The 16,962-nt window shown below is 43.1% G+C and carries 12 protein-coding genes; 2 read left to right on the plus strand and 10 right to left on the minus strand.

Translation table 11 applies throughout. From position 1 onward, the window contains the following. Positions 1 to 4 precede the first annotated feature (4 nt). From BLR32_RS10095 to BLR32_RS10115, 5 genes are all read right to left on the minus strand, one after another. Complete coding sequence (locus tag BLR32_RS10095; RefSeq protein WP_245705393.1) at positions 5 to 1,408, minus strand: TolC family protein; 1,404 nt, start codon at positions 1,406 to 1,408, stop codon at positions 5 to 7. Between the two features lie 190 nt (positions 1,409 to 1,598). Continuing rightward, positions 1,599 to 2,051 carry a hypothetical protein gene (locus BLR32_RS10100; RefSeq protein ID WP_089831208.1) on the minus strand — a complete coding sequence of 151 codons (453 nt, stop codon included), beginning with the start codon at positions 2,049 to 2,051 and terminating at the stop codon, positions 1,599 to 1,601. 12 nt (positions 2,052 to 2,063) lie between these two features. Further along, a complete protein-coding gene (locus BLR32_RS34340; RefSeq protein ID WP_245705394.1) occupies positions 2,064 to 2,495 on the minus strand; it encodes a helix-turn-helix domain-containing protein in 432 nt (143 codons plus the stop codon). Continuing rightward, complete coding sequence (locus BLR32_RS10110) at positions 2,488 to 2,934, minus strand: hypothetical protein (protein WP_089831210.1); 447 nt, start codon at positions 2,932 to 2,934, stop codon at positions 2,488 to 2,490. The genes BLR32_RS34340 and BLR32_RS10110 overlap by 8 nt, the downstream gene beginning before the upstream one ends. Positions 2,935 to 3,287: 353 nt before the next feature. Beyond that, on the minus strand, positions 3,288 to 5,267 hold the full coding sequence (locus BLR32_RS10115; RefSeq protein WP_089831212.1) for an alpha-L-arabinofuranosidase C-terminal domain-containing protein: 1,980 nt from the start codon (positions 5,265 to 5,267) through the stop codon (positions 3,288 to 3,290). Between the two features lie 533 nt (positions 5,268 to 5,800). Between BLR32_RS10115 and BLR32_RS10120 the strand changes: the two genes are divergently transcribed. Next, on the plus strand, positions 5,801 to 6,427 hold the full coding sequence (locus BLR32_RS10120; RefSeq protein ID WP_089831214.1) for a hypothetical protein: 627 nt from the start codon (positions 5,801 to 5,803) through the stop codon (positions 6,425 to 6,427). A gap of 351 nt (positions 6,428 to 6,778) precedes the next feature. Here the strand turns inward: BLR32_RS10120 and BLR32_RS10125 are convergent, their stop codons facing one another. From BLR32_RS10125 to BLR32_RS10145, 5 genes are all read right to left on the minus strand, one after another. Then, on the minus strand, positions 6,779 to 7,321 hold the full coding sequence (locus tag BLR32_RS10125; protein ID WP_245705395.1) for a hypothetical protein: 543 nt from the start codon (positions 7,319 to 7,321) through the stop codon (positions 6,779 to 6,781). 70 nt (positions 7,322 to 7,391) lie between these two features. After that, positions 7,392 to 7,763: a hypothetical protein gene (locus BLR32_RS10130; protein ID WP_089831217.1), complete on the minus strand. Its 372-nt coding sequence runs from the start codon at positions 7,761 to 7,763 to the stop codon at positions 7,392 to 7,394. Positions 7,764 to 7,916: 153 nt separating this feature from the next. Beyond that, positions 7,917 to 8,126, minus strand: coding sequence for a heavy-metal-associated domain-containing protein (locus BLR32_RS10135; RefSeq protein ID WP_089831219.1), 210 nt, complete (start codon positions 8,124 to 8,126; stop codon positions 7,917 to 7,919). A gap of 12 nt (positions 8,127 to 8,138) precedes the next feature. Then, positions 8,139 to 10,385 (minus strand): heavy metal translocating P-type ATPase, encoded by a 2,247-nt coding sequence (locus BLR32_RS10140; RefSeq protein ID WP_089831221.1) that lies wholly within the window; start codon positions 10,383 to 10,385, stop codon positions 8,139 to 8,141. Between the two features lie 93 nt (positions 10,386 to 10,478). Beyond that, positions 10,479 to 11,042 (minus strand): helix-turn-helix domain-containing protein, encoded by a 564-nt coding sequence (locus tag BLR32_RS10145; RefSeq protein ID WP_089831223.1) that lies wholly within the window; start codon positions 11,040 to 11,042, stop codon positions 10,479 to 10,481. A gap of 112 nt (positions 11,043 to 11,154) precedes the next feature. Between BLR32_RS10145 and BLR32_RS10150 the strand changes: the two genes are divergently transcribed. Next, positions 11,155 to 16,959: an alpha-2-macroglobulin family protein gene (locus BLR32_RS10150; RefSeq protein WP_143011423.1), complete on the plus strand. Its 5,805-nt coding sequence runs from the start codon at positions 11,155 to 11,157 to the stop codon at positions 16,957 to 16,959. Positions 16,960 to 16,962 lie beyond the last annotated feature (3 nt).

The following is a 16,962-nucleotide window of genomic DNA, read 5'->3' on the forward strand; positions in this document are numbered from 1 at the left end:
TATGCTATAATTTAACAGGTACTCCCCTGTAGAAATCATATATCCTTACGTATAAAGCCGCGCTGTATTTCGCCTGGATGTATGCCTGCATGGATTGTACATAGAGGTTCTTCTGCTGTAATACTTCAACGGTATTGGCTGCACCGATCTTTAACTGTTCATTTGCTATACGGTAGCTTTCCTGCGTATACCGAAGCTGTTCTACGGCCGCATCATACTGGCCCTGGGCGTTCAGCACATTAATATATGCCCGTTCCACTTCCTGGGAGAGGTTAATGCGGGTATTCTGCAATGTCAGTTCTGCCTGTCCCACGCCGATCTTCGCCTTTTCCTCATTCACACGATTCGCCCTGCGGCTGAAGATGGGGACAGATAAGGTCAGTCCTACCTGCTGATAAAAATTATTATCCATCTGCTTCAGAAAGGTATTGTAATCCCCCTGCGCATAACTGGTGCCTATTCCTGCACCGGCCGTCAGCGCCGGCAGATAACCAGCCCTTGCCTTCTTTACATCCAACTCTGCCACCTGTACACTCAGCTCACTACTTTTCACTTCCGGGCGGATAGCCAGGGCAGTTTTCTGTGCTTCCAGCAATGGAGTAAGCAGGGCATATCCCATTAAGGTATCCGGTTCTACTATTTCGAAGGGAGTTTCTGTGGGCAGCTGCAACAGCTGTTTTAATACCAGCACATTCTGCCGGTGGGTATTCTGCGCTGTCACCAGTGTATACCTATCATTGGCCAGTTGCGCCTTTAATTGTATAAGATCTTTCAATGCCACTGAACCCACATCGTAGAAATGCTGCTGTTGCTGTACCTGCGCTTCAGAAGTAGCAACTACATCCTTTACATATACGATATTCTCTTTAGCGAGCAGAATGTTGAGGTACGCCTGGGTGATCTGGAGTGTAATATCATTTTCCGCCGCTGCCAGGTCCAGGCCCGCCACCTTTACCAGCAAGTCTTTCTGCTGAATATCATTTCTCAGGTATCCTCCATTATATAATGTAACGGAAGAATTCAGCGAGGTATTTCCAGATACCCTTAGGCGTGACCGGAAATCGCCGGTAGTGGTATCTATTTCTTTGCCATGTGTTAAAGAAGGTGAAATACTCGCAGAAAGATTGGGTAGTACGGCCGATTTTGACAACAACAGATCTTGTTCGCTGCTAAGACGGCTTAACCGGTAGCTGTTGAGGGTAATATTATTAGCCCTGGCATAATCCAGACAGGCCTGCAAATCCCACCTCGAAGGCAATTGCCCGGGTAACGCGGTACTATCCTGTGCATGTAAGGAAACTACCCTCAACATGAATATCAAAAAGAGAACCCAATGTATGTATCTGCTGACCATATACTTGCTTTTCTGGTAACCCCGGTCCCTGATAAAGACTAAAAAGTATGCCATAGCGGACGTAGCCGGATTAAAGATGCCTTAAAATCCATTGACGCCCCTTTCTGCCCGATGATCAGGCATATAAAAGCAAAAGCATTATGAATTATCGGAATAAACTAACCTTGCCGGGTGTAACAAACTATATAATAATAAAACTAAAGCCTGTTCTGGATATCAATACTTTATTGGAATTAACTACGCTTTAACGCTTCTCTCCCTTTGTTCCTTTCTCTCTTTTAATGTCTGCCGGATCAATTACTGGCAGTATTACTTTTCCTATCAGATCATTTTTCCCTCTTTCAGATAACAGCCCCCTTGTACTATTATAAGAAACATCGATCAGAAAATCCTCCAGATCCTTGTCAACATCAATTTCGGATTGCTTCTTTCCTACCCGAACCTTTTTCCATTCATTCACTGCTGAATATATGGTCACGGTTTCGATATAACCTGCAGGTGTCATACGCGAATTTCCAGCCCCCTTCACATATACTTCTGCCTTCATCACGACAGCAATGTTTTTCTGTTCCGTATTCACGCTTACAGATGCCAGGAGCTTCAATTCCCCACTGTATGTCTTCTTTTCCTCCAGCGGGTTATAAGCCTTATACTCTCTGATTTCAAGGGTTTCAATTGTGATGTTGAATCTGGGCATATTTGACGATTACTAGTTCCTGTTTAAAGTAAAAGGCACTGTTGCCTTCCTGTCGCCAATCTCCTTATATAAAGACCATTGCTGTGAGGTATCATATAACCCAACAGCAGGCTTTAGCGATTTTATGGCAACCACTGTAGGATCTGACTTGGCCAGGCGGCCGTCCAGCTGCTTTACAGATCTTTCTTTCGGTACGTAAATTAACTTTGTGCCCAAAGCTGCATTAATCTTGGCAATGGTTTCGAAAGTAAAATTGTGTGCACCGCGCATCCATTTGCTGATCTCGGATTCTGACTTGCCAAGAGCCTGTGCCAGCTCTTTATGACTCATTCCTTTCTTTTCAAGGATGGCATGGATACGGTCTGCCACTTCAAGGCTCATGGCTGCCCTTTCCAAGCTATGTGCTGGTAATGCGTTTATCGCATCTTCAAAAATCTTACTCATAACAATCTCCTATTTTAAAGTGTAAATTTCCTTCAAGTTGCCTGTTATATATTCTAAGCTCTCCCTCCACCATCCTTTGTGTAATATGCCAGCTTAATTCATTCATGAATTCAAAATGAAACAGGCAATCCTTACTTTGCTGTGCCTTCTGCGTTGTTTTGACACAGCCATTTCCTAATATTACAATATCGGTATTGACCCTGCAGCAATAGAGCCTTACATCTCCTGACCTGTAAGGCGGAGGCAGTGCTTCTGCTGCTCTTTCATGCCTGAAATAATGTTCTTCTGCGCCCGTATACGCCCCCATATGCCTTATTACAGACATGATGTTTTCATAATCGTCCTTATAGGCAGGGCTATTAAACCTGGTTACAAACTTCTCTACTTCACAAAGATCATCCCCCTCAATATGGAATGAATAATAAGTAATCTTATTCATTCTCATTATCCGTTTTAATTTACCACTGTAACACTTCACTTTTAAGTTAAGTTCAAAGTTAACAAATAACGTTGTGTCTTTCCAAAAAAACCAACATTTTTTCCTTAACTCTTTGAAGGCATAAAGTTATGACACAAAAGAAGCCGCTTTACATTCGTAAAGAAGATTCAATTTCAGTATCATCCAAGGTGACCGCCAGATATGGCATTTAGGGGAGATGTGGATCAACAATCAATAACATTCACACCACCAATTTACACATTTTTTTTAGTCTCCAAATTTTTTTCATCTCTTTCAATAAAAAAAACGCATGCACAAAAATGCATGCGTTTTTTCTCATTCAAAATATATCCTTATCTGTAAGGTATTGTAATCACATTTAAAGAATTTGCTGCTGCCACAACATCCACATTATTTTTACCCGGTTTCAGTTGCTGTTCTACCGGCTTCACTACTGCCGGATTATCCAGTGTATTGAAATCACCTTTATTCTTTGCCGTCAGCACCTGTTGTGTACTTATATCTTTCGTAGTAACAGCTCCATCCAGTGCCAGTTTGTAATTCACTGCCTTAGCGGAAGCATTCACGATTTTCAGCAGTATCTTATGTGCCTGCTGATCAATCGTTGCACTGGCATAAATACTATCTTGTCCCGTCAAAGGCTGATCATTCAATGTGACAGGAATTGTATGCGTGCCTTTGTTATTGGCAAAAAGCTGTTGTACATAATAATTAGGCGTTCCTACTGATCGCAGGTTATCAAACCATATCAGGTCAGGACGCCATTGCCAGGCCTCTACGTGCGCCAGCAAAGGTGCATAAGAACACATCTGTACCACATCGGCATTCCTTTCCAGTCCGGTCATAAAAGCAGCTTCCGCCAATGCGCTTTCCCAGGTGTTACGCGTCTCTCCTTTTTCACTGTCATTTTCCTTTGCCACCCTTATATGAGCGGCGTATTCACCTGCGAAGATCTTTGGTCCTTTTCTGTCATATTTATCGTAACGGGTAGTATTTTTCAGGAACCATTCCGGCGGCATATAATAGTGCTCATCTACAAGGTCTGCCTTTGATGTCCGTAACTTTGACCACAGATATTCAAACTGCTTTCCACTGGAAAAAGGACCAACACTTGACACCAGTTTAATTTCCGGATGTTTCGTCTTCAGTTCCTGTTCAAAACGCTGATACCTGGCGATATACTGACTGTCCCACTGTTCATTGCCCACACCGATCATCTGTAGGTTAAATGGTTTAGGATGCCCCATTTCTGCCCTTAACTGGCCCCATTTAGTATCGGTGCCACCATTGGCAAATTCAATAAGATCCAGTGCATCCTGTATATATACAGCTACGTCTTCATCAGCTGCTACCTCACCGGTATTAAACTGGCAGGCCATGCCGCAATTGAGGATTGGTAATGGCGACGCACCTATATCTTCGGAAAGCAGGAAATATTCATAAAAGCCCAGTCCATAACTCTGGAAGTAATCGCCCGGAGCACGATGAGCAAATTCAGTATTCCAGCGGTTGACGATCAGGGTGCGGTCTTCCACTTTTCCCACTGTCTTTTTCCATTGATAGCGGTTGGCCAGATCACGTCCTTCAACAATGCATCCGCCTGGGAAACGTACAAAACCAGGATGGAGATCTGCCAGTTTCTGTACGAGATCGCTTCTCAAACCGCCGGGACGCTTTTTCCAGGTATCTTCGGGAAATAATGAGATCATATCAATATCCAGACTGCCATTGCCGGAAAACTGCAATTGCAATCCTCCTTTGGCCACCGTACGTGATGCAATTACAGAGGCGGTATACTTCTTCCACTCCTTCCCGGTTGCCGGAATAGCTACCTCACCGATAGATTCACCCTTTTCATCCAGCAATACAAGTTTTAATGCTGGATTGCCTATAGTATTTCCAGCCCGGAAGGAAAAATCATACCGCAGGTCCTTTTTAAAACCCATTCCCCGGAATCCTTCATTAAACAAGCCATAGGTACTATCGCCAGCCTGCACTGTTACATGTGCATACCGGGGATTAGCTGCATGTTCATTTCCCCGGTTGACGATCAGTATCCTGCCTGCCCCTGCTTTCCCTGTCTCCTTCCAGCCCATTAATGGGTCTGTGAATTCAAAAGAACGGTTCTTCACCAGTTCCGCATAAATTCCTCCGTCAGCAGAAAAATTAATATCCTCAAAAAAGATCCCCCACATAGCAGGTTGTACGGCTGCCTGTGGTTTGTTCACTTTCAACGTAATTGTCTGCGCAGAAGATATGCCTCCCGTCAGCGACAGCAGTCCTGCTGCAATGAGATTAATTATTGTTTTCATAAAGGGAATTGACACAACAATATACATTCAAAAATGAATATCCAAAACATTTGCAGCTACTTTTTGTGTTAAAATGACATTTAATTATCTGTCCGGTCAGAAATGTACAAAATTCGTTATCTCAGAAGCATGTAACTGACAAACGCAACGTTTACACATAAATATTTGCCTGACCGTCAGTAGAACATTTATCTTATATCATTCATAGTACACCTCTCAGGATGTACTTATTCATTATTCATAATTGCATTGATGAAACAGTGAAAAAGTGGGAAAGCGTGTGCCCGGCACTGTTACTTATGGTCAACAAATTGCCATTTGCTCTTCCTTACTTTTCTCAGTAAGGTTTAATCCCTCACCCGAAACTACTCAAATAAGAATAACTGTACAATATAATGAAAATCAACTAGTTAAAAAGATTTAAAATCGATTTAACATTTCGTTAGAGTATTCTCGCAAGGTTTTAGCTAAATGGTATGCAACCATCTTTTATTGAGATCTTTTATTTTTTAACCAGTTAAAATTGAAAAACCATGAAAAAGCAATTATTGAGATTTGGCCTCATGGCTGGCCTGGGAGCATTCGCACTGACACAAACAAACGCAGTAAACGCAATGACAACTAAAGCCGACACCGCTAATTTTGTATTGGACACTGCAAGTTTCGTCAGAGATACAGCAAACTTTGCACCCGACACAGCTAACTTTGCAATGGATACAGCCAACTTCACAATGGACACGGCTAATTTCAAAGCAGACACCGCCAATTTCTCACTGGACACAGCTGCTTTTACAACAGACACTGCTAATTTCAAATCTGACACAGCAGCGTTTGTAAGAGACACAGCTGCCTTCACAAAAGACACTGCCAGCTTCAGCTTCGCAAAAGACACTGCATTCTTTAAAGACACAGCCAGCTTTGCTTTTAAAGCAGACACTGTAGCTTCTAAATATGCAGACACTGCCGCTGTTAAAGCTGACACTGCTACCATGAAGGACACGGCCAGTTTCGTAGCGAAACTGGATACTGCCACCGCAGTAGCTGACACTGCCGCTGCAAAAAGTGACACAGCAGTAACAAAGAAAGATACTGCTGCAAAAACTCCGGCTGATACTTCCGCAGCACGGAAGTCGAAAGCGGTGAAAGTGAACAAAAAGTAATTACAGGTCTAAGATGTAAAAAGGCCGTCTCAATACATGAGGCGGCCTTTTTCATTTCAGACGCATATCCGCGGCTCACGAATCCCCAGTATGTGGGACAAAAATGGCCCGCGATACTACGCTTTAAGTATGCCTTTACTATACTTTTGCCATACCTTGATAATGACTTTGAAATAACTTACCTTTTAATTTTACCTGCATACCTCCATATGACCTCGTTCTGAACAGGTACAAGTATCGAAGATAGATCCTGGTTATATACAGGCTCAATGAACGACCGCACCAATAAAAACCGAAAAAGCCGTCTCAAGTTGTTGAGACGGCTTTTCTATTAAAAAAAATTGCAATCAATTAGAAGTTATAACCTGCTTTCAGACCGAAGAAACCACGGTTATCATTCTTAAACCATACCTCGTATTTAGCCTCTACATCCAGTCCGAGGAAACGGATACCTAGACCTGGGGCAAAAATAGCCGCAGTACCTTTGTAGTTGTCTCCATCTCCACCTACGAAAGTAGCAGTACCACCTTCAGCCTTCACATACAGCAGAGGAAAACCGAATTTGTACTTCAGACCAACTCTTACCGGCAAGGCTTTCAGGGATTCTGCCTTTGCGGTAAGCTCAGTGCCGCCTCCGCCAAAATAGGTGTAGGTTTTACCCGGGAAATACATAAAACCTGCAGAACCGGTTACGCCAAATCCTGCAATCAGTTTGATATCAGCATTCAGGCCTCCACCAAAACCAGTGTTATGTGTGTCCTTAAAGTCCCCAACCGGGGTACCGGCTTCAACATATGGACCAATGCTGAATCCTTTCAATTGAGCTTTAGCCGTATTGCCAAACATACAGGAAGCGGCAATAAACAAGCCTGCGGTGTACAAGGTCTTTAACATAGAGGATATTTTAAAATTTCCACAAATGTAAGTAATTCACATTAAATCAAAACAATTGGAGAAAAAGGGGTTATTGTGGACGGACTTTGTAAACGGAATCCATACGCAGACTATCAACTGATGCAACTTTTTTTGCATCTGTCTTAGCCGGCATACCTACGTTAACTCCTCCCGAGGGTGCAGGAGGAGGAGCTGCATTAGGTTCTCCCGTAGGATATCCCATCTTTGCCATTTCTTTACGGGTCTTTTTATCGAAAAGATATTGAGGTTTCTTCTCTCTGCGTAAGCCTTCTTCGAAACGGTATTCCGCGCCCCCTCTCAAATCGGGGTCATAGCCACGTTCCGTTCTGCAGCAGCCAAAGGTCAAAATGCCTGCCAGCAAAAGGCAACCTGATACTATGCTGGCAGGCTGTTTAAATTCTTTCCAGGTGAAGTTTAACATATGCCTGGGTTTACTGTCCGGTTTAATAACGTCATTGCTATGCAATTATTATACCGCTCATCTATTGGCATTTAATTGTAACACCGTGAGCCTATATAAAAAAAACGGGCCGGCAATAGCCAGCCCGATAAAACACTAAAAAACTATCCCTGATTATAACTTTTCGGCTTTATAACCGGCCTTTTCCACGGCGCGGATAATTTCTTCTGCAGCAACCTTGTCTGCGGATATTGTCAGTACCTTCTCGGGTACAGCGGTATCCACTTTCCAGGCATTCTCACCTGCTACTTCATTCAGAAATGGTGTTACAGTTGCGATACATCCACCGCACTTAATATTCGTCTTAAATTGTTGCGTTTCCATACTTGTGTATTATTAAATTTTTGACCATTTTAATCTTAAACTATTGCTGACTACAGACACAGAGCTCAGTGCCATTGCAGCTCCCGCTATCATAGGATTCAGCAGGAACCCATTTACCGGGAATAATACGCCTGCCGCCAGCGGAATACCGATCACGTTGTAAATAAAGGCCCAGAAAAGATTCTGCCTTATCGTATAGACCGTTTTGCGGGATAAGCGCAGCGCTTTGGGTATCGTATTCAGATCGGATGTGATCAGCGTCATTTTAGCGACGTCCATCGCTATATCCGATCCTTTACCCATGGCGATGCTAACATCTGCCTGCGCCAGGGCATGACCGTCATTAATACCGTCTCCTACCATGGCTACTACACGGCCCTTACTCTGTAATTCCTGGACAAATGCCGCCTTTTCAGAAGGCAACACGCCCGCTTTGTAATGGCGAATCCCCACCTGTCTGGCTACAGCGGCCGCAGTTTGCTCATTATCGCCGGTCAGCATGTAGACTTCTATTCCACTATTCTGCAGGGATCTGATCGCAGAAGCGGATGTTGGCTTGATTTCATCTTCAATCGCGACAATTCCTAACAAACGGCCATCAGCGGCAAATGATATAACAGTTCTGGCAATAGCTTCCCATTCACTGATTTTACGCAGTACAGCGTCTTCCATACGGATGCCGTTATCAGTCATCAATGTCGTATTGCCCGCCAGGTACAACGTTTTGCCATGAACAGCCTGTATTCCTTTACCGGTAATGCTTTCTATTTTCTCCAGCTGCCCTGTGGCAAATGGTGCAATACCTTTCCCCTGCAACTCTTTTACAATGGCAGCCGCCAAAGGATGCTCCGATTGCATTTCCATCGTGAGCAGTATGCGTTGCAGTACTTTCAGATCTTTATTTCCCGGCAGAAAATAGCTGTCGGTCACAACAGGCTTTCCTTCCGTAATAGTGCCTGTTTTATCCAGGATGATCGTATTTACTTTATGCGCCAGTTCCAGGCTTTCAGCATCCCTGATCAGGATATTGTTCTCTGCTCCTTTACCTACTCCAACCATGATAGCAGTTGGTGTAGCCAATCCAAGCGCACAGGGACAGGCAATCACAAGTACGGTTACTGCGGACAGCAAACCATGTGTGAAGGCATTCTCCCCTCCCACCAGCATCCATACTCCAAAGGTGAGCAGCGAGATGCCTATTACTACAGGAACGAATATCCCTGCGATCTTATCGACCAGTTGCTGTACAGGAGCTTTACTCCCCTGTGCTTCCCTTACCATACGGATGATCTGGGCCAGTACGGTATCGCCTCCTACTTTTTCAGCCCTGGAATGGAAACTGCCTTTCTGGTTGATTGTGCCAGCAAATACTGCCGCTCCCGCTTCTTTCAATACCGGAACAGGCTCACCGGTGATCATGCTTTCATCTACCCAGGACGAACCCGTCTCCACTTGTCCATCAACCGGAATGCGGGCGCCCGGCTTTATCACAATGAGATCTCCCACCTGTACCTCACTGAGAGGAACTTCTTTTGTATGTATACCATCTGACGCTACCACAATGGCAGTAGCGGGCTGCAAACCCATTAATTTCTTCAGCGCAGCTGAAGTATTTGATTTTGCTTTTTCTTCCAGTAATCTGCCCAATGATATGAATGCCACTACTACTGCAGCTGCCTCAAAATATACATGCGCATGTAATCCACGTGCATGCCAGTAACCAGGGAATAATGTATTAAATACGCTGAACATCCAGGCAATACCGGTACTTAACGCTACCAGCGTATCCATATTGGCTTTGCCATGTGATGCCTGTTTCCAGGCATTGACAAAGAATTGTCTTCCGAGATAAAAAATAACTGGCGTGGATAATGCCAGCATAATCCAGTTGGCATAAGGCATGTCCATCAGGAACATACCGATCACAACGACTGGCGCTGATAATATTAGTGCTGCAATTGTTCTTTTTTTCAAAGCCCTGTAATGATCGAGCTGCGCCTGTTCCTGTACCTGCTCACGGTTATGCTCATCTATTACAAGATCATAACCGATGCTGCGGATTACATTCCGCAATGCCTCAGGTGTAACACTGTCCCGGTCGTATGTTACGCGGGCTGTCTGATCAGCATAATTTACTGATGCCTCCTCTACTCCCGGCGTAGACTGCAGCATGGTGGCCACGCTGACAGCACATGATGCACAGGTCATCTCTAATACGGGAAAAGTTTCTTTTGTTATATGTCCGGTTATTGTAGCCATGTCCAATCTTTTCACAAAGCTACTACCGTCTCAAAAAAGGGTTGTTATACAATGATGGGGAATATGTATAAAATTATGATCTGTGCATTGCCGTCATACTTTATCAAGCGGTTTCCGGTTGTTCTCTTTTAGCTGCCTGTAGCCTGTTGGCGTCAGTCCGGTAACCTTTTTGAACTGCTGCGACAGGTGCTGTACGCTGCTATAGCCAAGGCTGTCAGCTATTTCGCTGAGGTTCATCTCATCGTACTGCAACAGTTCCTTTACGCGTTCGATGCGTTGCAGAATTACATATTTCTCAATAGTAAGACCTTCAGTAGAAGAAAACAGGGTTGAAAGATAATGATAATCAACCTGTAAAGATTCCTGTAAATAAACGGACAACTTTGTATTGAGTGTTTCGTTCTCGTTACCATGGATCAGACGGATGATAGTGGTTTTCAGCTTTTCCACCAATGTAGTTTTCTTATCATCCAGCAGTTCAAAACCCAGGGCATGTAATTGTTTTCCAAGGGCCTCCAGTTTCTCAGGAGCGGGCGCGCGCTCCATTTCAACGTCTCCCAGATCTATTTTTGAGTAAGGGATATCCAGTTTCTCCAGCTCTTGCTGTACCACAAGGATACAGCGGTTACAAACCATATTTTTTATAAAAAGATGCATTGATCGGAATTAAAGGGGCAAAGTTACGTGATAAAATGAACTTATTTATATTTCCCATATCTTCGGGGAAGGGACAACGCTTTGCAATTTTAGATCCACAATCACTTTACGTTTGAAAAGATTACCATTGTTATTGTTCCTGCTATCTTATTTTACAGCAGGAGCACAACATTCATTATCCCAGAGCCGCCGCACCAGTGTGCATGATTATCTCTATGAGCTGCGCAACGAAGAAACATTACAGATCCATGCCTATGGCATACATAAGGTTGATTCTTCATTTCTTCATACGCTAAATGACTCATTCCCACATAACAGTAAACTCCCGGAACGCATTCCTCCCGGCAACTACCTGAGAGTATACGCGGAAAATGATAAGCTGCAAATAATATTTATTCCCATTCCCAATGCCTATCCAAAACTACTCAATAATGCAAGAGACCTTATAGTGATACTGCATGATCAGAAAGGAAATCTCATCAAAGATGCAGAAGTACGAATAGGAAAATATGCGGTACCATATGATGCACAGGCCAATTCATGGCGATTGGAAAAATATGAAAAGGGAGGAATACTGGAGGTATATCACAAAGGCGTATTAAACTGCACCATTTTAAAAAGAAGCACCCCTTCCAGGGAAAAAAAATTCTGGCAAGACATCCGGAAAATGACACATTCCAGCGTCTTTTCCCGGAAAAGGGAGCGTAAAAAAATCAGCAGGTATTGGTCACAGGACGACTATTATACCTCAGCACATGAAAAACGTTACCTGGGATACCTGGTATCCAATAAACCGAAATTCAAACCTGGGGATACCGTTAAACTAAAAGCCTTCATTACTGATAAAAAGGGTAGGCCTGTCAATAAACCGCTCTTATTGAGATTATCCGATAGGGCCTTTATTACGGATACGATTCTTACAACTCTTATGCCCTACTCACCCGGAGCTTATACTTATGAATTTGCTTGCTCTCCAAAAATGAATTTGGATCTGGACGAAAATTACAGGATTACCCTGGAAACAACTGATAGCCGTAAGTATGACCTTAATACCTATGAAGGTGATCTGGATGAAGAAGAATATGTGGCCAAGCGAAAAATACTGGCAAGAACGGGATTCCGATTGGAAGAATATGAATTGCATGCCCTTAGCTTTAAGGCGAGAACAAAGAAAACAATATTTGACGACAAAGAGCAAATTGCGATTTATTGCCAGGCGAGAGATGAAAATGACCTGCCTGTAATGGACGGTACCATACAATTATCCATCACTACTGATGAGATAGAGAAATATTATGAAAATGACATGCTTATCCCGGATACTCTCTGGCAATATTCGGGACCAATGGACGCTATTGGAGAGACGAAAATAGTGCTGCCAGACAGTATATTTCCTAAATTAGATTTTCAGTATAAAATTGATTTTACTTTTACAAACAGCAATTACGAACGTCGTACATTAAAATTATTGAGGCACCATTACTATGGTGGCGGTTCTTTCTCTTTTGAGCTTAAAAGCGATAGCCTTTACATTACGCAGAACGGCAGTTGTAAACATGAACCAACCAATATTTATGGTATCACTACTAACAATGATACCATTGAGACGTTTTCTGTTATTATTCCGGCAGCAATAAAAATAAACCCATTTATATCCACATATAAATTTAAAAGTGAAAACATTGAAGACCAATATACATTTCACAAAGACAATGACCTATTTCACGATGGCACTGCCCCCATTAACTACAATATATCATGGAGCAATGACACAACTACTGTCAAAATAGAAAATCCTCAGAAACTATTTTTCTGGTATTATATTTTTGAACATAGTAAGATCGTGTCGCGAGGTTATGGAAATACATTAACATGGAGTGGGCCTACGGATGACAAACAACAATACGAGCTTCGTATTAGTTACATATGGGGAGGAAAGTTGAAAGAACAATTTGTATCTTTTGCTGATCCGGGACATCCGTTAGCGGTATCACTGGCCGTACCTCCTAATGTCTATCCCGGCCAAACAACAGAAATCACTGTAAATGTAAAAGACAAATATCAACGACCTGTAGCCGGAGCCGACCTGACAGCCTATGCATACACCAGTAAATTTAAAGAGGAAGATGATCCTAGAATATCTTTCTATCAGACTCCCATCTGGAAAAGAAAGCTGTATTATTCCCCTCATACTGCCTCTTTAAGTGACCTTTCTCATACATTGACGCTTGACTGGAAACAATATAAAAATAAAATGGGTCTTGATAGTCTTTTATTCTTCCGGTTTACACATCCTTCTCCTTATTTCATTCATACAGAGCCGGCTGCTGATACAATCACTCAAATAGCCCCGTTTGTTTTTTCAGGAGGCAGCATACATCCGGTTCATATCCTGTCAGTTGATGAAATACCTGTGTATTGTAGTCTTGCTGATCCATTACAGGCATACAGTGTAAGGGTCACTCCAGGGGACCATTGGATCTGCTTACGAACATTACATCAGCGGATCTCATTCAATCTCAAAGTTTCTCCGGGTCTAAAGACTTTCATCAGCATAGATAGTGCAATCAGATGGCCGGACATTCGCGTTGAAAAAGTTCCGGAAGAACTAACAGAAGCTGAATTGCGGCAAATAAATCGATATATGTTGCACGTACGGAACACATTCAGCAGTCGTCCGGCATATATCATGCAGGATGGACACCTGCATTGGCTGAATGGCGGCAGAGTAAGCAAAGTCGGTTATCGAGCCAATTATGTAACCGGACCACTTACCGGCAAAACCGCTTCACTGGTCGTGAAAGACTATCTATCGCAGGATTTCATGCCAGAGCCAGGATACGCTTTCGAAATCAGGCAAGGGTTAATCAAACAAAAACAGATCGGCGATCTGCTACGAACGTATAAATACCTTAACGTATATCGCACAGACACCTCTCTTTCAGCAATGGTATGGTCCCGACAGATGGCTGACAGCCTGTTATATCAGCAGGAGCTCGATGAACTAAGGGAAACAAATGTCCTGAATGAAAGATATTCTCATAATAACAAAAACAAATTAATTATTGACCTCAGCCAATCAGGAATTTCATCGTCCAAAGATGTACTTCAATATTTCTTTTTCCGTGGCGATGATCCATCTTTCGCCAGATCGTACGGAGGTTCAACAAACCACTTTTCGGGATTGGATAGCGGTTACTATAAATTATTGGTATTACTTAGAGACCGGCGATATTTTATAAAAGACAGTATTTTATTTAAAGCAAATACGCTGCATTATTATGCGCCCAACCATATCAATATCCTGCCGGCGGATAGTTCGAGTATTGAGCTGGAGAAACGGCTCCGAAAAATAATATCCCCTGATGTTGCCAATATACCGCAAGAGCGAACAGAGATTGCAGAGGACTTCAATAAAAGGAATTTCAATACGGAAAACCTCACACGAACAATTTATGGATTAATAGTAAACGGCAGAGGACAACCGATACCAGGAGCCTCTGTTGTATTAAGAGGTACCCCATCTGCATGCAGAACCGATGCCAAAGGCTGGTTCCAATTGCGGACAACAAGCAAAGGCTTTTTGATGGTCTCAAGCATTGGCTATCAATCCATAGAATCTCCTCTAACTAACAATGATACCTATAAAATAACTTTAACAGATATCATCAACCAGCTAAAGGAAACAGTCGTTGTTGCTTATGCTACAACGACACGAAGATACAATACCGGCAACATAGCACGTATTAAAACCGACATGATATCAATGCCCGGTGGTCTCTTTCAACCTCAAATAAATGGTGTAAACAGCATTACCTCTACCATAGAACCGTTAATCATTGTAAACGGCGTTCCTTTTGCAGGAAAGCTAAGTGAGCTCCCACCAGATGAGATCAACAGCCTTAGTATGTTGAAAAATGCGGAAGCTACCGGGATCTATGGCTCCAGAGGAGCAAATGGAGTCATTCTTATAACCACCCGGCCGCGAAACCAAAACGGGAAGGATGATCGGCTGCAGCTACCTGCCGTAAACACCCTTCGCACCAACTTCCGGGATGATGCCTTCTGGCAACCCAGGCTTAGAACGGATGAAAGCGGCAATGCATCTTTTAAAGTTACCTTTCCGGATGATATTACCAGCTGGGATGCTTATGCCATTGCCATGACAGACAAAAAACAGGTAGGCATGAGAAAGATACAGATCCGCTCTTTCAAAGCATTAAGTGGTAATCTCGCGCTACCCTTGTTTGCTGTAAGGGGAGATTCTATTCACATTATCAGCAAAGCACTAAACTATACGCCCGACAGTATCAGGGCAATCCATACTTTCAGTATGAATGACAGCATATACAAAAGCAGGACTGTAGCCTTTAAGAATACGTTTATTGATACCATACCAGTTTTCATACAGGGAACTGATAGCATAAGCTTCAAATATACTCTTGATAAAGAAGGGTATATCGATGGGGAACAACGCAAAATTCCGGTTATAGAAAGAGGCGCCGAAGAAACTAAAGGATTCTTTACAGCACTGTATAATGACACCGCTTTATCATACGTACCGGCGCGCCAGGAACCTGTCATGATGCATGCAGAATCAGCGATTTTACCTGTTCTACTGGACGAGATTACGCAAGTACAACAATATAAATATCTTTGTAACGAACAGCTGGCGTCCAAGCTAAAAACCTATCTGCTGGAAAAGAAAGTGTTTTCTTATCTCAAAAAGGACTTCAAAAAAGATTCAAATGTTAAGGACATTCTCAAACAGCTGGATCAGCAGAAAAAAGACGGCCTCTGGGGATGGTGGGAAAACTCTCCGGTATCCCTTTGGACATCCCGTCATGTGATAGAAGCGCTATTAATGGCGGAGGAACAGGGACAGAAAACGAATTTTAACAAACAGATCGCTATTGACCATTTTGTTTATGAATTAGATAGCGACAGAGAAAGTGACCGCGTGGGCTGCCTGCAATTACTTGCCCTCCTCGGCGCAAAGATTAACTACCGCTTATACATCGACAATCTGATAGCGCGGTCAGGCAAAGGTGGCTATGATACCATCGGATTGGCTGTTCTCCAACAAAAAGTTGGGTTATCCATTAACGTCACCCCCATCCTCTCACGTGAGAAAAACACCGCAATGGGCAATTCTTACTGGGGTACGGAAGGCTATGATCTCTTTGACAACAGCATACAGAAAACATTACAGGTATACAAACTGCTACGTCAGGCAGGAGGTTATGAAAGCCTGCTACAGAAGATCCGTGGTTATTTCCTGGAACAACGGAAAGACGGACATTGGCGGAATACGTATGAGTCTTCGCTCATCCTGGAAACGATCCTCCCAGATATACTGGAAGATGAATCAAAAGGACCGGTTTCACTGAATATAAACGGAACAACTATCTCTCAATTCCCTTACACAGATACACTGACACAGGCAGAAAAGATCAGCATCAGCAAACAGGGGAAACGGCCTGTCTATTTCACCGCCTATCAACAGTTCTTTAACAGGCAGCCTGAAAAGGTCTCCGGTCTGTTTGCTGTATCGTCCGTTTTCAGTAACAATGATGCTGTACAGCAGGATCTAAAAGCAGGTGTTCCCGTAACGTTAAAAGTAGAGGTAACAGCTCAGAAAACTGCCGACTACGTACTGGTTGAAATTCCTATTCCTGCCGGTTGTTCTTATAATAGCAAATCCCAGTCATGGGCCAGCCATGAAGTGCATAGGGAGCATTTCAAGGATAGGGTCAGTATCTTCTGTAGTCAGCTGAGTCCTGGAAAACACACTTTTTATGTTTCCTTATTGCCCCGTTATTCCGGACGTTACTACCTGAATCCGGCTAAAGCGGAAATGCAATACTTCCCCATATTTATGGGAAGGGAAGCTTTGAAAAAAGTTAATATTCACTAATTT

Origin of the sequence: Chitinophaga filiformis, from assembly GCF_900102545.1 — a bacterium.
Lineage (GTDB): Bacteria > Bacteroidota > Bacteroidia > Chitinophagales > Chitinophagaceae > Chitinophaga > Chitinophaga filiformis.

Coding starts and splice junctions, on each gene's coding strand:
- BLR32_RS10130 (WP_089831217.1), bottom strand. CDS start 7,763: ATGTTAAACTTCACCTGGAAAGAATTTAAACAGCCTGCCAGCATAGTA.
- BLR32_RS10110 (WP_089831210.1), bottom strand. CDS start 2,934: ATGAATAAGATTACTTATTATTCATTCCATATTGAGGGGGATGATCTT.
- BLR32_RS10135 (WP_089831219.1), bottom strand. CDS start 8,126: ATGGAAACGCAACAATTTAAGACGAATATTAAGTGCGGTGGATGTATC.
- BLR32_RS10125 (WP_245705395.1), bottom strand. CDS start 7,321: ATGTTAAAGACCTTGTACACCGCAGGCTTGTTTATTGCCGCTTCCTGT.
- BLR32_RS10115 (WP_089831212.1), bottom strand. CDS start 5,267: ATGAAAACAATAATTAATCTCATTGCAGCAGGACTGCTGTCGCTGACG.
- BLR32_RS10095 (WP_245705393.1), bottom strand. CDS start 1,408: ATGGCATACTTTTTAGTCTTTATCAGGGACCGGGGTTACCAGAAAAGC.
- BLR32_RS10120 (WP_089831214.1), top strand. CDS start 5,801: ATGAAAAAGCAATTATTGAGATTTGGCCTCATGGCTGGCCTGGGAGCA.
- BLR32_RS34340 (WP_245705394.1), bottom strand. CDS start 2,495: ATGAGTAAGATTTTTGAAGATGCGATAAACGCATTACCAGCACATAGC.
- BLR32_RS10140 (WP_089831221.1), bottom strand. CDS start 10,385: ATGGCTACAATAACCGGACATATAACAAAAGAAACTTTTCCCGTATTA.
- BLR32_RS10145 (WP_089831223.1), bottom strand. CDS start 11,042: ATGCATCTTTTTATAAAAAATATGGTTTGTAACCGCTGTATCCTTGTG.
- BLR32_RS10100 (WP_089831208.1), bottom strand. CDS start 2,051: ATGCCCAGATTCAACATCACAATTGAAACCCTTGAAATCAGAGAGTAT.